The 16916-nt window shown below is 57.5% G+C and carries 13 protein-coding genes, 1 tRNA gene and 1 pseudogene; 1 reads left to right on the top strand and 14 read right to left on the bottom strand.

What is annotated here, in order from left to right; translation table 11 throughout:
* Window positions 1–49: 49 nt before the first annotated feature.
* The 14 genes and pseudogenes from DQN55_RS09360 to DQN55_RS09295 form a co-directional block, all read right to left on the bottom strand.
* Window positions 50–1336: an OprD family porin gene (locus tag DQN55_RS09360; RefSeq protein ID WP_053070906.1), complete on the bottom strand. Its 1287-nt coding sequence runs from the start codon at window positions 1334–1336 to the stop codon at window positions 50–52.
* A gap of 54 nt (window positions 1337–1390) precedes the next feature.
* Entirely contained in the window at window positions 1391–2707 is a 1317-nt protein-coding gene (locus DQN55_RS09355) for an MFS transporter (RefSeq protein WP_048380550.1), read from the bottom strand.
* Window positions 2708–2773: 66 nt separating this feature from the next.
* The gene (locus tag DQN55_RS09350; RefSeq protein WP_048380552.1) at window positions 2774–3298 is read right to left on the bottom strand and encodes a gamma carbonic anhydrase family protein; all 525 of its coding nucleotides are present in this window, start codon (window positions 3296–3298) and stop codon (window positions 2774–2776) included.
* Between the two features lie 12 nt (window positions 3299–3310).
* Window positions 3311–4501 carry a CaiB/BaiF CoA transferase family protein gene (locus DQN55_RS09345; RefSeq protein ID WP_048380554.1) on the bottom strand — a complete coding sequence of 397 codons (1191 nt, stop codon included), beginning with the start codon at window positions 4499–4501 and terminating at the stop codon, window positions 3311–3313.
* A 25-nt stretch (window positions 4502–4526) separates the two neighbouring features.
* Entirely contained in the window at window positions 4527–5456 is a 930-nt protein-coding gene (locus DQN55_RS09340; protein ID WP_048380555.1) for a hydroxymethylglutaryl-CoA lyase, read from the bottom strand.
* Window positions 5457–5561: 105 nt separating this feature from the next.
* Window positions 5562–6476: a LysR family transcriptional regulator gene (locus DQN55_RS09335; protein WP_048380557.1), complete on the bottom strand. Its 915-nt coding sequence runs from the start codon at window positions 6474–6476 to the stop codon at window positions 5562–5564.
* Window positions 6473–7240, bottom strand: coding sequence for a transcriptional regulator GlcC (gene glcC / locus DQN55_RS09330; RefSeq protein ID WP_048380559.1), 768 nt, complete (start codon window positions 7238–7240; stop codon window positions 6473–6475). Before glcC ends, DQN55_RS09335 begins: the two co-directional genes overlap by 4 nt.
* A gap of 348 nt (window positions 7241–7588) precedes the next feature.
* Entirely contained in the window at window positions 7589–9715 is a 2127-nt protein-coding gene (locus DQN55_RS09325; RefSeq protein ID WP_048380562.1) for a TonB-dependent siderophore receptor, read from the bottom strand.
* A gap of 195 nt (window positions 9716–9910) precedes the next feature.
* The gene (gene gabP / locus DQN55_RS09320; RefSeq protein WP_048380564.1) at window positions 9911–11317 is read right to left on the bottom strand and encodes a GABA permease; all 1407 of its coding nucleotides are present in this window, start codon (window positions 11315–11317) and stop codon (window positions 9911–9913) included.
* 993 nt (window positions 11318–12310) lie between these two features.
* Window positions 12311–12386 (bottom strand) — tRNA-Gly (locus DQN55_RS09315).
* Window positions 12387–12452: 66 nt separating this feature from the next.
* A complete protein-coding gene (gene pgsA, locus DQN55_RS09310; protein WP_048380566.1) occupies window positions 12453–13010 on the bottom strand; it encodes a CDP-diacylglycerol--glycerol-3-phosphate 3-phosphatidyltransferase in 558 nt (185 codons plus the stop codon).
* Between the two features lie 32 nt (window positions 13011–13042).
* A pseudogene (uvrC, locus tag DQN55_RS09305) lies at window positions 13043–14865 on the bottom strand (excinuclease ABC subunit UvrC).
* A gap of 3 nt (window positions 14866–14868) precedes the next feature.
* Complete coding sequence (gacA, locus tag DQN55_RS09300) at window positions 14869–15507, bottom strand: response regulator transcription factor GacA (RefSeq protein WP_074703008.1); 639 nt, start codon at window positions 15505–15507, stop codon at window positions 14869–14871.
* Window positions 15508–15639: 132 nt separating this feature from the next.
* Window positions 15640–15999, bottom strand: coding sequence for a helix-turn-helix domain-containing protein (locus DQN55_RS09295; protein ID WP_048380572.1), 360 nt, complete (start codon window positions 15997–15999; stop codon window positions 15640–15642).
* A gap of 81 nt (window positions 16000–16080) precedes the next feature.
* Between DQN55_RS09295 and DQN55_RS09290 the strand changes: the two genes are divergently transcribed.
* Window positions 16081–16323, top strand: coding sequence for a DNA-binding protein (locus tag DQN55_RS09290; RefSeq protein WP_048380574.1), 243 nt, complete (start codon window positions 16081–16083; stop codon window positions 16321–16323).
* The last annotated feature ends 593 nt before the right edge of the window (window positions 16324–16916 follow it).

Genomic DNA, 16916 nt, shown 5'->3' with positions numbered 1-16916 from the left:
GGCGTGACTTCGGTCACGCCGGGGCTTTTCTCAACCGGGCGCCGGCGGACTAGAACGCGAAGGTGTAACCCAAGATGACCCGGTTCTCATCTGCCGCATCCGCGAAATTCGAACGCATCGTTGCGTTGCGCCAGCGCAGCGAGACATTCTTCAACGTACCGGACTGGACCACATAGCTGAGGTCGGTCGTGCGCTCCCACTCTTCACCCTCTGCGCCTGCAGCATTCAGGGCGCGGCCTTTAACGCTGCTGATACGCTGCGGATCGACCTGATCGCCCTTTACATAACGTACGTTGAAGGTCAGCCCGGGAATGCCGAGCGCTGCAAAGTCGTAGTCATACCGCATCATCCAGGCTCTCTCATTGGCCAGAGCAAACGTGCTGATCTGCTGTTCGCTGAACAAATAGGTATCGGTGCCGCCCACGTAGGCGTAGGCCGTATCTCCGCTGACTTTCTGGTAGCCGCCACTGAGCGTATGTCCCTTGATCGAATAGCCAAAATGGGTGCTCAAGGTCCGGTTGTCGACGTTGCCAAGTAAGTCACGCCCTTGCTCACGCGCGGAAAAATAACGCCACTCGGTGAACACCTCGCCGGTGCCCATCCCCCGCCTGTATTTGAACCCGGCGAAATCGCGCTGGAATAGGTCTTTCAACTGGCTGGTGTGCAAGCTCAGCGTCAGACTCTTCAGCGGTTGGTAATCAACCCCCACGTAATACAACCGATCGCTGGAGACGGTCGCAGAATATGCGCCCTGCTGTGCCATCGCCGTCAGGTCTTCGAAATTCGTGGAGTCACGCAACTGGGTGGAATCGACCTCCAGCAAGGTAAAAGTAAACCGGTCCAGATCCTTGCTGATCACTTGGGTGCCATTGAACCACTGCGGGAACAGCCGGCTGTTATTGGACGCCAGCAACGGCAACTGAGGGCTCAGACCGCCTACTCGTGCCTCTGTTTCCGAGAACCGGGCCTTGAGCGTACCGACAGCCTTTGAATAGTCATCGACGGCACGCTTGTCTGCCCCGCGTGGCAAGAGCCCGCTTCCCGACCGGTCGGGACTGGAGTCGAGCTTGATCCCCAGCATACCGACGGCATCCATGCCAACGCCCAGCGCCCCCGGAGTAAACCCCGATTGCAACTTCAGCATGAAGCCCTGGGCCCACTCGCCACGCCGGGACTGGGTGGCCGAGTCACCGTGAAAATCACGATCGAAATAGAAGTTGCGCAGCTCGATGCTGCCTTTTCCATCGTCAACAAAACCCGCCTGCGTCGCCGATTGAAAGGCACAGCAAAGCGTCGCGAGCATCAGCGATGCCCGCTGGGTGGTGAATGTAGTCATGGCTGGGTCTTTTTTATTGTTGTTATCGGGAACAAGGTTGTTGCAACAACCGGGTCAGGCCTTCGGATTTTTGACGAAGCACACGACCACAATGCAGGCAATCAGAATCATCGGTGCAATGGACAGCATGCCCATGTAGCTGGTCCCGGAAACATCATTGATCTTGCCAACCATAACCGGCGCTACCATGCCGCTCAGTTGGCCGATGGAGTTGATGGCCGCCGTGCCGCTGGCAATCGCCAACCCGGAGAAGGTCGATTGTGGAATGGTCCAGAAGATCGGGATCGCTATAAAAGTGCCCGCAGTGGCCAGTACCAGCGCCATCATCATGGCCCAAGAAGAACCGGAGAGCAGGCAGGCCAGCAAGTAACCCACCGCAGCAAGCGCCAGGCACATCACCAGGTACTTCTTGCGCTCGCCAGTGCGATCCGAAAGACGGGTCAGCCAGATCATGCCGATGCACGCGACAATGTAGGGCAGCGATGACAGCATGCCAACCCAGAATACGCTTTGCACACCGGACGATTTGATCAGGTGCGGCATCCAGAAATTGATGCCGTATGAGGCCATTTTGATCACGAAGTAGATCAGCGCCATGATCGCCACTTCCCGGGTCAGCAACACCCGCCACAGCGAGGCATGCACCGGTTTGGCTTTGGCCCGGTCCTGTTCGAGGTTGGCAGCCAGCAGGTCTTTCTCGCCCCGGCTCAGCCACTTGGCAGACTCGATATCGCGGTCCAGCTTCCACAGCACCAGTAGGCCCAGCACCACGCAGGGCAATCCGGACATCAGGAACAGCCAGTGCCAGCCGGCAAGGCCGAGCACACCGTCCATCGTGCCCAACAGAAACCCGGCCGCCGGGCCGCCCAGTGCCCCCGCCAGCGGCACCGACAAAAACCACAATCCGTTCATCTTCGCCAGATGCTTTTTCGGGAACCAGCATGCCAGGTAGAACAGGATGGCCGGGCCGAATCCGGCTTCCATGACACCGATCAGAAAGCGCAGAAAGTAGAGCGTGTATTGGGTGTAGGCGAACATTAAAGCCGCCGTGGCCAAGCCCCAGGAAATCATGATCCGGCAGATCCAGGCCGGCGCTCCGTAACGTTTAAGCCCCAGACTGCTGGGCACTTCAAACAGCACGTAACCAATAAAAAACATGCTTGCCGCCAGACCATAGGCCGCGTCCGACAAGCCAAGCTCCTGCTGCATCTGAGCTTTGGCGAAGCTGATATTGATCCGGTCAAAATAGGAAAACAGAAAGCAAATGATGGCCAGCGGCATGATGCGCCAGGCCACACGCCGATAGAGCATTAGCTCGTTGATCGCTTCTTCGTTGCGCGCAAGCGCCATTTCGCCAGTCATGGCAACCATGGTGTTTCTCCGTTTTTGTAATTATTGGAGAGAGGTCAAGTCCTGCGGGACATTGCTCTACGGTGTTTAACTGATACGAATCAATTTGTCCTTGTAGGCCTGCCCCTTGCACACATAGTCCCGGGCATTGTCCTGCATGCCAGTGATGGCTTCAGGCGTCAGCGCTCGCACGACTTTGGCCGGCGCCCCCAATATCAGCGAGTTGTCGGGGAATACTTTGCCCTCCGTGACAATCGCACCAGCACCCACCAGGCAGTTCTTGCCGATCACGGCGCCATTGAGCACCACCGCCTGAATGCCGATCAACGTACCGTCGCCAATGGTACAGCCATGCAACATGGCCTGATGACCGATGGTTACGCCCTCACCCACCGTCAGCGCAAAGCCCGGGTCAGCGTGCAACACCGCCCCTTCCTGCACGTTACTGTGCTGGCCAATATGAATGGACTCGTTGTCACCGCGCAGCACGGCCTGGGGCCAGACGCTGACACCTTGCTCGAGCGTGACATTGCCAATCACCGTAGCGTCTTCGGCAACGAAGGTTTCGGCATGGATGGCAGGGATCAGCGTGTCGTATTGATAAATCGCCATGGCAGCGCTTCCTCAGGCCTGAGCGTCAGTTTTAAGCACGCCGGCAGCGCACAGTTCGGCAATGTGCTCGTCGCTGTAGCCCAGTTCGCGCATGACCTTGTGGGTGTGCTCACCGATGCGCGGAATCGAGCGACGGGGTTGCAGTCGCGCACCGTCCAGGGACAACGGCAGCAATGGCATGGCTGTGAACGACCCGTCTTCGAGCTCGAGATTCGCCAGGCCGCCACTTTGTATCAGGTGCGGATCATCGAACAACGCTTCTGGACGACGGATCGGTGCAAACGGAATGCTGTGCGCCTCCAACTCCAGAGCCAGCGTCTGGGCATCCATCGTGGCAAAGACTTCGGCCAGATGCGCCAGCAACCGAGGGCGCTGCAACACCCGGTCGTTATTGGTGGCCAGGGTCTGGTCGTCGAGCAGTGCGGTCTGACCCAGCACCTGACACAAGGCATTCCACTGCCCTTCACCAGTAGCCGCCACGAACATTTGCTCACCGCCGGCGAACTCGAACACGTCGTAGATTGCCCAGGCACTGATGCGGTTCGGCATTGGCGCGGCAGCCTGCCCGGTTACAGCGTATTGCTGCATGTGCTGGGCGGCGAGCAAGACGCAGTTTTCGTAAAGCGCGCTCTGCACCTCACGCCCGACGCCGGTGACATTGCGGTCATTGATCGCTGCGAGCACGCCGATGGCACCGAACATTCCGCCCATGATGTCGTTCACCGAACTGCCCGCGCGCAAAGGCCTGCCGACAGGACCGGTCATGTAGGCCAGACCGGCCATCATCTGCACCACTTCATCCAGGGCCAGGCGATTGTCATACGGCCCCTTGAGAAAGCCTTTGTGCGACGCATAGATCAGACCCGGGTTACGCTGGCGAAGCACCTCGTAACCAAAGCCCAGTTCGTTCATGCGCCCCGGTTTGAAGTTCTCGATGAACACGTCAGCGGTGTCGATGAGTTCCAGCACGGCATCGCGCCCTTGCACCGTGTTGACATCGATGGCGATGCACTGCTTGTTGCGGTTGAAAGTGCGAAAGAATCCGGCACCGGCGCCGAGCAGGCGGCGCGTGCCATCCCCGCGGGTAGGCTCGATCTTGATCACTTCGGCCCCGAGATCACCGAGGATCATCCCGCAGGTCGGCCCCATCACCATATGGGAAATTTCGACGACACGAATGCCATCCAATGGAAGTCTGGACATTATTGTTTTCCTTGATCGCAGTCGTTCAAGCGTGGCGGACGGGCGGGGTGTAATTGAGCGGCAGGCCGGCACGGGCAATACAGCCGTAAAGGGTTTCGTCAGGCAAGGCGGCGCGCACTATGTCCCGTGAAGCAATCAGCGCGGCCAGATCGATGCCCGTGTCGTACCCCATGCTTTGCAGCATGAACACCAGGTCTTCGGTCACGGTATTGCCGGATGCACCCGGCGCGAACGGGCAGCCCCCGAGCCCCGCCAGGGACGAATCGAGTTCGGTGATGCCTTGCTGTACGGCCACCAGGCTGTTGGCAAGCGCCAGACCACGCGTATCATGAAAGTGCGCCGCCCTGAGCTTGTCACCGGCGATCGCACGAATGGCCTGCAACGTAGTCGCTACCTGACCTGGATTGGCGTAACCGGTGGTATCGCCAAGGGAGACCAGATCACAGCCGGCTTCGAGCACATGAGCGGTCAGCTCGCACAGATCGCTCAATGGCACATCGCCCTGGCGGGTGCAGCCGAACGCGACGGACATCCCTGCAATCAGCTGAACGTTGTGCAAACCCAGTTCAGTACGCAGCTGGCACATCCGCGCCAGCTCCTCGACCATTTCCAGCGGTTTGCGCCGCACGTTGGCCAAGCTATGGGCCGCGCTGGCCGAGATCGGAGCAATGATCCGGTGGGCGCCAGATTCAAGTGCGTCGCGGCAGCCGCGCAGGTTGGGCGCCAGGACCGAAACCAGCAGATCCGGATAACTCAGGGCGTGGGCGACCACTTCCCTGGCATCGGCCATTTGCGGCAGCAGTTTGGCGGGGACGAAGGACGCGACTTCCATATGCCGTACGCCAGCGGCATAGGCTGCATCGATCCATTGGCGCTTGGCGACGGTGGGCATGATGGCCTGAAGGCTTTGCAAGCCATCGCGCATACCGACTTCGTTGATCGTTATTGTTGTCATGAAGTTCTCTCACAGGCTGAAGCACAGGCTTAGACTAGAGAGACAGCGTGGGGCCGAAAAGACGTGATTCACGGCTTGATCCATCGTGAACGGCGATGGATGGAGCTACACCATGGTTTGTCGCGTCGGCGCCCGCAACAGCAGGTGATCCAGCAGCCGACGGGCTGAAAGCGACAGTGCATCACGATCCCGCACACAAATCACAAACTCCCCCAGCGCCCAGTCATCGGTCAGGGGGATGATGCGCAGGTCGAAGAGCTGCCTGTAACGCGCTACGGCTTCCAGCGGGAACACCGCCAGCCCGAGCCCGAACTGCACCAAGCGGAACGCGGCGTCGAATGACGATACATAGGAGCGGAAACGCAATTCCCGGCCGTGCGTTTGCGCATCTTCACGCATGAAGGTATTGAGCGTGGCGAAAGCCGACAATCCCAGGTGATCAAAGTCCAGCGTGTCCTCGAACGCGATACGGGTCCTGTCCGCCAGAGGATGACTCGCACTGACCACAACGGCGAGATGGTCCTGGCGGTAAGGCAGAAATGCCAGATTGCCCACGGCCATCGAACGTCGGCAGATGCCCAGGTCAGCATTGCCCTCCATGACTCCACGCACTACATCAGGGCTAAACCGCTCCTCGATGTCGACCTGAATCCTCGGGTTGTCCAACATGAAATCGGACAGTTCTTCAGGCAGGAACTCCATGATCGAAGAGACGTTAGCCAAGACCCGAACATGGCCGCGTGCGCCCTCGGCATACTCGCTGAGTTCGCTGTCGAGCCTTTCCATGGCCCGGGTCAGTGATCGCGCATGACGCAGCAGCGCCTGCCCCGCAGGTGTCGGCTCAACCCCGCGCTTGCTGCGTTTGAGCAGCGGCGTCCCGAATCGCGCCTCGATATCAGAGATGCGCTTGCTGACGGCTGACGGCGCTATAAAGGCCCGCTCACCTGCCCGAGCGATCGTTCCTTCATCGCAGACCAGGATGAACAGGTACAAGGACAAGTGATCCAGGGGCTGCGTCATGCCCACCCCTCAAGTCGCAGTGTGGCACGGACCAGCCGCTGCTCTTCACTTTCGATTTCCTTGAGGTTTTCACAAATGCTCTGGATGTGCGCGATGGCCGCCTTGCGTGCCTGATCCGGCATGCGGCTGGTCACGGCGTTGTAGAGCCGCGCATGATGACGGTCGATCTGACGCTTTTGGGGTTCGCGGTGATAAAGGTTGTTGACCGAGGCGAACACCGTATTGAGCAGCAGGTCCGTCAGCGAGCGCAGGGTCTGAACCAGCACCGGGTTGTGCGAGGCCTCGCAGATCGCCAGGTGAAAGGCATGATCGAGCCTGGCATGGGCCGACGCATCCAGCGAACGGCTGTGGGCATCGCACAATGCCTCATAGGCCCGTGTGATCAGAACGAAATCGGCGTCGGTACCCCGCAAGGCGGCAAGGCGCGCAGACTCGCCCTCCAGCAGGCTGCGGACTTCGAACAGGTCATAGAGCGTGCGAGGCTGTGAGCTGAACAAATGCATCAGCGGTGACGTGGCCGCATCACCGGACAGATCCGCCACGAATGAACCCTTGCCCTGCTCGGTATTGATAATCCCGCGAGCACGCAACAGCTTCAGCCCTTCGCGAAGTGCGGTACGGGAAACACCGAGTTTTTCCGTCAGGCGCCGCTCCGACGGCAACAGCTGCCCGGTCTTGAGCACTCCATCGACGATAAGCCGTTCTATGCGCTCGCAGACGACATCTGCGACTTGGGGAGTACGGGGCATGCCTGTGTTGCTCATCAAACCTCCAACGCTATGACCAACCTCTGCGCCAGTCTCAAACGCTCTGAAACAGGCGAATATCTTATTGTTTTGTATAAATTTCTTCATGACATCAAAAACGGGCGAAACAGCATTTCGCCCTTTCAACCGACTTGCAGACAGTAGGCTGTCCCGAAGCCATGTTGCAAGTTGGGGTTAGCCACCAGCAAAAACAATCGAGCGCCCTGCACCGATCCACTTGAACGGAGTGTGCTGCGTTTCAGTGATTTTCAGCGGAACGAAAAAAGACGCCGAAGCGTCTGTTTCCTGTCATTCACACGGTTTCAAGTGCAACACCAAGCGATATCAAGGCGGGCAATTGAAGGCCTACAAGGTATAGGCAATACCGACCTGGACGGTTCGTGGCTCACCCGGGTAGACATAGACATTGCCGAAGGCACCCTCTTCATAATCACGGTCGAAGAGGTTTTTCACATCGAGGTTCAGCCTGACATTGTCGTTGATCTTGTAGAAGCCGAGCAGGTCCATGACGGTGTAGCTGCCCATCGAAGAGCCCGTGTTGGCGGTCTGGATCGCCCGTTTATCGACATACTTGCCGCCGATCCCCAGACCCAGCCCTTGCAGATGACCGTCCTGGAATTCGTACACATTGAGCAGGCTGAAGCTGTTCTTCGGAATATTCATCAGCCGGGTGCCCGAGCGGATGACGCTGTCTTTGGTGACCTCGGCGTCGACATAGGCATAGCCGCCTATCACCCGCCACTCCGGGGTCAGATTACCGGCCACGTTCAGATCAAAGCCACGGCTGCGGACTTCGCCAGCGGCCACGCTGAATGTTGAATCCACAGGGTCGGTGGTGAGGACGTTGCGTTTTTCAATCTGATAGATCGCCGCGTCCACATTCAACTGGCGATCCAGAGCTTCCCACTTGATGCCCGCCTCATAGGAGGTGCCCTTTTCCGGCGCAAACCCGCCCCCCTGACGACTGGCCCCGATATTGGGCTTGAACGAGCGCGCGGTGTTGGCATAAACCGCCACGGTATCGGTCAGGTCATACAGTACGCCAAGACGCGGCGTCACTGCATTGTCGCTCGCTTGCCAGCTTCTGCCGCCTGGCACGAAGGTATCGTAATCATGCTCGAAGCGCTCAAAACGCGCCCCTGCCAAAACCTTCAAGCGCTCGGTCAATGCCACCTGATCCTGGACGAAAGCCGCGTAGGTCTTGAGGTTTTCCTTGTCATGAGTCGGCGTGCGGGTCAACGCCGGCCGTGGCTGGCCATACACCGGGTTGAAGATATCGATCGGGTAGGCACTGACATCACCGCTGGAACGCTGGATGATGGACTTGTAGTCGTAATCCTCGTATTCGATACCGGTCAACAGCGTGTGGTCGATACTCCCCGTAGAGAAATTCCCGGTCAGGTTCAATTGAGTGTCCTTGTCCGTCCACTCCAGCTTGCGGTAGTTGAAGTTGCGGCCCAGGGTGCGCCCGTCAGCAGCGATACCGTTGCCTTCAATGGCATTACCTTTCAGCGAGCCATCAAGCCATTGGAATCCACCACCCAATGTCCAGTTATCACTCAGGAAGTGCTCGAACCGCAGTTGTGCCATGTTGTTGTCGTTGTGCAATTTACCGACGTCTTTTTCTCCGAAGAACGTGTCTCGGGACGCCGTGCCCACTTGATTCGGATAACGTGTCAGGCCGCGATCCAACGGGTGATTGTTGCGCATGAAATCGCCCTCGAAGATCACCTTGGTATCGTCAGTGGCCTGCCAGGAAATCACCGGTGTCACACCGTAACGTTCGGTTTCGACATGATCGCGAAAAGACTCACCGCCCTCACCCACCACGTTCAGGCGATAAGCCAGGCGCCCCTCGTCGTCCAGCGGACCGGAGGCATCCAGCGTGCCGCGCTTCATCCCCTGATCGTCGAGCTGGCTGCCCAGTGTCACCGTGCGTTCCGCCAACGGTTGCTTGGAGACGACGTTGAACGTACCGCCGGGGTCGCCTCGCCCGTAGAGCGTGGTCGCCGGGCCACGCAGCACTTCCAGCCGCTCGATGGTGTCCGCATCAGGCATGTTCGGGTAACCGCGATTGATCGGAAAACCGTTGCGATAGAACTCGCCGGTGCTAAAACCGCGCACGGTGAAGGTGGTCAGCCCCTGGCCGCCGAAGTTGTTCGCCCGGCCGGCACCCCCGGCATAATCAAGCGCATCCTGAAGCCGTGTCGCCCCGATGTCTTCCACCACATCCCGGGGCACAACGCTGATGGATTGCGGCGTTTCATGGATTGATGTGTCGGTGCGCGTCGCGCTGGCAGAACGTGTGGCACGGTAGCCCGTCACTGGCCCTTGTGCCGTTTCATACTCAGACGAACCAACAATGTCGGTCGCTTGCAACTCAAGGCTGTTTGGAGCGGTTGCAGCTTGCTCGGCCCAGGAAGGAGCAGAAAACGCCTGAAGCACACAGATAGAAACCAGAGTACGACGCATCGAGTAAACCTTGAGGAAATAGCCAGAGGGGATGGCAAACGTGCCAGTAACGCGAGTTGGCGCGCATGGTATTTCATTGCGTTAGCTTTTGATATGCGTTCGCATTCACACGTTAGACAAAAAAATATGGCTCGGGCAGCGCAGGCCGCCCGGCCATCATTGATGCTCTGTCACGCTTGCAAACAAGGGGCCTGCTTATGCATCCCTTAACGAAAACTTGCTCTCTGGCTGGCGGTGCTGACGCGATGTCACCAGACCGATGAAGGAAATCATCAGCGCCAGGCCAATCGTCGCAGACACTTCCGTACGATGCTCCGGGGTCACCATCATCACCGCCAACGCTGCGCAGATGAAGACGATGACCAACCAGGTGAGCCAGGGAAACAACCACATCTGGAAGGTGAGCTCGACCTTTTGCCGCCGCAGGATCTTGCGCATACGCAACTGCGACACGGCGATAACCAGATAGACCAATAAGGCGATGGCGCCTGAGCTCGCGAGCAGGAACTGGAACAAACCCGCGGGCATGAAATAACTGAACAGCGTCACACCCGCACCGATCACCGTACTCGCCACCACGGCAGCCCTTGGCACACCCGCCAACGACGTCACCTTCAGCGGCTTGGGCGCATCGCCCCTGCGGCCAAGCGAGAACAACATCCGCGAGGAAATGTAGATGGACGAATTCATGCAACTGGCCACCGCGATCAGCACCACGATATCGACCAGCAACTTGGCGTGAGGAATATTCATCAGCTCCAGCGCCCGCTGGTAAGACCCCACGGATGCCAGCAACGGGTCGTTCCACGGCACCACGGAAATGACCACAAAAATGGACAACAGGTAGAACACGCCAATACGCCAGATCACTGAACGTGTTGCTCTGGCAATGTTTTGCGCCGGGTTGCTGGATTCAGCGGCCGCAATGGTGACGGCTTCTGTACCGATGAAGCTGAACATGATGGTGATGAATGCCCCGACCACCGCTGACAGGCCGTTGGGCGCAAACCCGCCATGTTCCTCCATCAACCGCCCTAACCCGCTGGCTTCGCGCTCGGGTATCCACCCCATCAAGACTGCAAAACCAAGACCGATAAAGCCGATGATCGCCACGACCTTGGCCATCGCGAACCAGAACTCGAACTCGCCGTACTTGGAAACACTGAACAGATTGGTGATGACCAGCAAAATGATCGATACCAGTGCAAACAGCCAGGTATCGATCTGCGGAAACCACTGATTGAGCACATGCCCAGCAGCAAGCGCCTCAATCGGAATCACCAGTACCCAGAACCACCAGTAGAGCCAGCCAATCGTAAAACCCGCCCAACGCCCGATCGCTTGATCGGCATAGGTCGAAAATGAACCGGTGTCCGGGTTGGCCACCGCCATTTCACCCAGCATCCGCATCACCAGCACGACCAAAAGGCCGGAGAACAGATACGCCAGCAACACTGCCGGACCGGCAGCAGCGATCGCATGACCCGACCCGACAAACAAACCCGCACCAATTATCCCCGCGATAGACAGCATAGTGACGTGACGCGGCTTGAAGCCCTGCGCCAACTGACCATTCGATTCTTTAGAACACAGGCTATTCATTGTTTATTTTTATTCTCTGGTGATCGACGTTAGGCGTACTGACCCAGGGTCAGGCGATCATCATTTCTTGATGTGTCGCTCAATGAAAGCGTTACACATCAAACGCTTCTGCGTTTCCAAAGCGCTCATATCACAGGGACGACGATGAAATGATGCGCCACCTTACGCGCCTCTCCTTTTGCAGGAGTAGCCTGAAAGCGCCTTTTTTATGTCTGATTTCGACATGCACCTCTGGATGCCATGACCGTTTTGCTTGTTGGCGGAATACCTGGGTGTCCTTTGCTTGAAATGGATCGCGGCGGAACGAAAAAAGACGCCTGGGCGTCTTTTTTCTGTCACACACATCATTGAAGAGCATTCTGCAAGTTTGATATTTGGAGCGGGAGCCGAGACTCGCATCCAGCATCCTGGACCAGGACTCTCAGCCGAAAGAATGTGAACCAATAGTTAATCAGTATTCATGAGGGCAATATTCCGATCCTCTACCCTAGGGATTCAAACATTGTGACATACAGGAGTAACCCACCATGTTTTCACACGAAAGTATCCCGCTGATTTCACTCTTCGTTGTGATGCTGCTTTGCGGACTTGCAGCCATCGCTCATCCTCTACACGCCTTCTCGACCTGGATTACACAACGCAGAAGCAGATCCTCTCTCAAACGCAATCAGCACGCGAAAAAACTCTACTCACGCTAACCGTTATACGGCGAGGCCTGGTGTAATGGCCAACTAACCTCAGACACTGGGTTAGTTGTTTTCTCGGCCTCAGCCGCCGCGGTGCTTCATGCGATTGCGCAAGGCCGCTGGTGCCCTCTGTGCGCGTTTAAAAGACGCGCCGAGGGGTGAGCACAGAACCCGTCGTCAACCGGGGCTGCATCATCGGCAGGTCTTGATGGAATTCTCCAGACGAAAAAAAAACGACCCTAAGGTCGCTTTTTCAAGTTGCTGCGCACATCACTGGATTTCAGCGGATGCACTCGGCACCATAATTTGGAGCGGGAAACGAGACTCGAACTCGCGACCCCGACCTTGGCAAGGTCGTGCTCTACCAACTGAGCTATTCCCGCGTCTTGGTGCTGGGCATTCTACAGAAATGAAAGTGTGCGTCAAGCCCTTGATTCAAAAAGTTTTATTTATTTTGTGGAGGTGGTCTTCAAATGCGGCCAGGCGGCCCGCAAGTATTGAAGCATCGACCACAGGGTCAGCCCCGCCGCCACCAGCAACAGCGCATAACCCACCAGCACCCAGAAGCTGAAGTCCGAGGGGTTGGCCAGCAAAATAATCAGGGCCAGCATCTGCGCCGCGGTTTTCCATTTGCCCATGTTCGATACGGCAACCTGTGCCCGGGCGCCCAGTTCAGCCATCCATTCACGCAGGGCCGAAATGACGATCTCACGGCCGATGATCACGGCGGCAGGCAGCGTTAGCCATACGTTGTGATGCTCCTGCACCAGCAGAACCAGGGCAACCGCTACCATCAACTTGTCGGCGACCGGGTCGAGAAAAGCGCCAAACGGCGTACTTTGCTCCAGTCGCCTGGCCAGGTATCCGTCGAGCCAGTCCGTCGCCGCCGCAAATGCGAAGACTGAGCTGGAGGCAACATAACTCCAGCTGTAGGGAAGGTAGAACAGCAGAATGAAGAAAGGAATCAGTAGAACGCGTAGTACGGTGATCAAATTAGGGATATTCATCGGCACAACTGGCTACGAGGTGAAGGGGCATTCTACTCGCTGTGCAGGTTTGCATAAATCAACTCAGCGAGCTTTTTACTGATCCCGGGTGCTTTGGCGATCTCGTCGATGCTTGCACGAGTCAGCTCCTGTAATCCACCAAAATGTTTCAACAAATCACGCCGCCGTGTCGGCCCTACCCCTGCAATGCCTTCCAGGGTTGACGTTCGCCGGGTTTTTCCGCGTCGCGCCCGGTGCCCGGTAATGGCAAATCGGTGAGCTTCATCACGGATCTGCTGGATCAGATGCAAGGCCGGCGAGTCGCCTTTCAAGGTGAACTCATGGGCCGCATCGTTCAGGTAGAGGGTTTCAAAACCCGCCTTGCGGGTTGCCCCCTTGGCGACACCCAGCAGGATAAGGTCCGGGATCGCCAGTTCATTGAGCACATCCCGCGCCATGGACAGCTGCCCTTTGCCACCATCGACCAGCAGGATGTCCGGCAGCTTGCCCTCCCCTCCTTGAGCCGGCTGAAGCGGCGCATCAGTGCCTGATGCATGGCAGCGTAGTCATCGCCCGGAGTGACACCCTCGATGTTGAAGCGTCGATAGTCCGACTTGATCGGACCTTCAGGGCCAAACACCACGCAGGAGGCAACCGTTGCCTCGCCACTGGAGTGACTGATGTCATAGCACTCAAGGCGCTGGGGGACTTCATCGAGCTTCAGCACCTGCGCCAGGGCCTCAAAACGGGCGGCCACGTGCAGTCGATTGGTGAGGCGAGCCCCCAGGGCCTGCTCGGCATTGGTGACCGCCAGTTGCTGCCAGCGGGCCCGGGTGCCGCGCACGCGATAGCTGATGGCCATTTCCCGCCCGCGCAAAGCCTCAATCGCGTCAATGATCGCCCCAAAGCTTTCGTGCTCCACGTTGACGATCAACTCGCTCGGCAGGTCGCGCTCGGGACTGCTGATGTAGTACTGCCCGAGAAAGGCCGCCATGACTTCGGCCACGTCTTCCTCAATGCCCACTTGCGGGAAGAAGTTCTTGCTGCCCAACACCCGCCCGCCGCGCACATTGATCAAATGCACGCACGCGCCGCCGGGGTTTACAAAAGCCGCGATGACGTCGACATCTCCGGTACCTCCTTCCATGCTCTGCTGATCCTGGACCCGCCGCAGTAACGAGATCTGGTCGCGCACCTCGGCAGCACGTTCAAAATCGAGGGTACTGGCTGCCTGCTCCATTTCTGCATTGAGCTCATCGGTCAGGGCACTGCTGCGCCCCTCAAGGAACATGACCGAGTGACGCACATCCTCGGCGTACACCTGAGGATCCACCAGCCCGACACACGGCCCCTTGCAGCGCTTGATCTGGTACTGCAAGCACGGGCGGGTGCGGTTCTTGAAGTAGCTGTCATCGCACTGGCGGACGAGAAAGGTTTTCTGCAGCAGGCTGAGGCTTTCCCGGATGGCCCCTGCGCTGGGATAGGGCCCGAAATACTTGCCCTTCAGCTTCTTGGCGCCGCGGTGAATACTCAGCCGCGGGTAGTCCCCATCGGACAAAAACACATAAGGATAGGACTTGTCGTCCCGCAACAGGATGTTGTACGGCGGGCGCCACTCTTTGATCAGGGTCTGCTCGAGCAGCAGCGCCTCGGTCTCATTGGCGGTGATGGTGGTTTCAATTTGCGCGATACGCCCCACCAGCGCAGCGGTTTTCGGCGCCAGGCCGGTTTTACGGAAGTAGCTGGCCAAGCGTTTTTTAAGGTTCTTGGCCTTGCCCACGTACAACAGCCGCGCATCGCCATCAAACATGCGGTACACGCCAGGGCGACCGCTGCAGGTCGACAGGAAAGCACTGGAATCAAACACGTCAGTCATGTTTCAACCGGCATCGACCATGCCGTGACGGACTGCCAGCAAGGCCAGCTCAACGTCACTCTTGACTGAAAGCTTCTCGAAAATCCGATAGCGGTAAATGTTCACGGTCTTGGGGGACAAACACAGTTTGTCCGAGATCACCTGGACCTTCTGGCAGCCGACAATCATCAGCGCGATCTGGATTTCGCGTTCAGACAAGGCATCGAAAGGGGAATCACTGGCCGGCTGAAAGGACTTCAGGGCCAACTGTTGTGCCACTTGCGGGCTGATATAGCGCTGACCGGCAAACACATGGCGTATTGCGTGGACCATTTCAGCCAGGCCTGCCCCCTTGGTCATGTATCCCGCAGCGCCCGCTTGCAGCAGGCGCGTCGGAAAGGGGTCTTCTTCACAGACAGTGACGGCAACCACCTTGATGTCGGGATGGCTGCGCATCATTTTACGTGTGGCCTCAAGGCCACCGATGCCCGGCATCTTCACATCCATCAAGACCACATCGGGCTTGAGCTCGCGAGCCTTGAGCAATGACTCTTCACCGGACTCGGCCTGACCGACCACCAGCAGGCCTTCGATATCAGCCAGCATACGAGTGATGCCTGTACGCACAAGATCGTGATCATCGACCACTAGAACCCGAATCAAGTCGACACCTCGCAATTGGTCTTGGTTGAAAGTCGACACCTTAACAAGAAACCATTCAACCAACCTACCTACCTGCGTCAACTCATTCACTGATAATCAAAAACACATCAAATGATCGGTACCCGATCAACTTTAACCCATTTCACTGCTACCTTTGACCAGGCTGGGTACCGAAAGCTCGGCCAGGGTCACGGTCAACCGGCGGATGGCATCCTGATCTTCCTTGTGCAACACCCTATAACTGACGAGCACTTTCTCTTCAATCTGGCTGAGGTTATCGAGCTGGGTCGGCGTGTGACAGCCGGTCAGTACATAAAGGACATCTACACCCCGCTCTGCGACACGAGACAAATAATCTGCCTTTGGCGCACGATCACCATTCTCATACTTGCCTTGGGCGTTTGCCTCAACACCACCGATTTCACCAAAAGATTTCTGCGACAATCCAAGGCGCTCTCTCTCTTGCCGCAACCGCGAACCAATTCCACTCATTTGGATGTAAGATCCCATTTTAAACACCCACAAGGATGGTATAATCGATAAATATCAAACAATTTTGAACGGTTTTGAACTATGACCGGAATTCGTACTGCCGCACAAGCCAAGGCATGGCTGGATCATCAGGGAAAGTCCGTTCAAGAGTTTGCTCGAGAGCATGGCGTCGACCCGGCCACCACTTATCAAGTGCTCGCTGGGCGTAAAAAGGGAAGGCGCGGTGAGGCCCACAAAGTAGCGGTTCTTTTGGGCATGAAAGACGGCATCATCCCTGCACGGGCTTCAGCATCAGAAGAAGCCGAACGTGACGATCTGCATTGAGTATGCGCTTAATTCAGCTCGATGCCGGATTAACTGCCTACTGCAACACATCCCCTGCACAGACGGTCAGGGAACGTAAGGGCACGGGACACACTCAGTTCATTTTTCTATTGAATCCCCCGGCTCGGCTCGCGTAAGCTGCGTACCACTCAGTGGAGATAACTCATGTTGCATCACGTTAATACAGATTGCACGTCCGCAGGCGCCCAGCGTCCGGCTGCTGCTGTGTGCGCGAACGACACGCTCTCTGCTGCACGATTTTATTTTGGGTATTGGTTTAGCCACTGGCGCGCCTGACACCCAACCGGCGCCCACTTTTACGGGTCGCCTACCAGAGAATTCTCACCCCCGGTCGGCCTCCCGACCGGGGGTTTTGTTTTTTCAGGCCCCGACATTTTATTAATTTGAGGAATCACCCCATGAACTACGTCACTTATTACCGCTTCGACCTTTGCACTGCATGGCGATTTATCAGCCGTCGTTCGGGACAGTCTGCCGCCTCCGAACGGACCCACATCGGTGGCACGCATGCACTCACAGCCAGCCCGGCCAATTGTCGAACACCCCACTAGGGCCGAGCGCGCGGGAAAACC

Source organism: Pseudomonas taetrolens (assembly GCF_900475285.1).
Classification (GTDB): Bacteria; Pseudomonadota; Gammaproteobacteria; order Pseudomonadales; family Pseudomonadaceae; genus Aquipseudomonas; species Aquipseudomonas taetrolens.
This window is presented reverse-complemented; position numbering and strand designations above follow the sequence as displayed.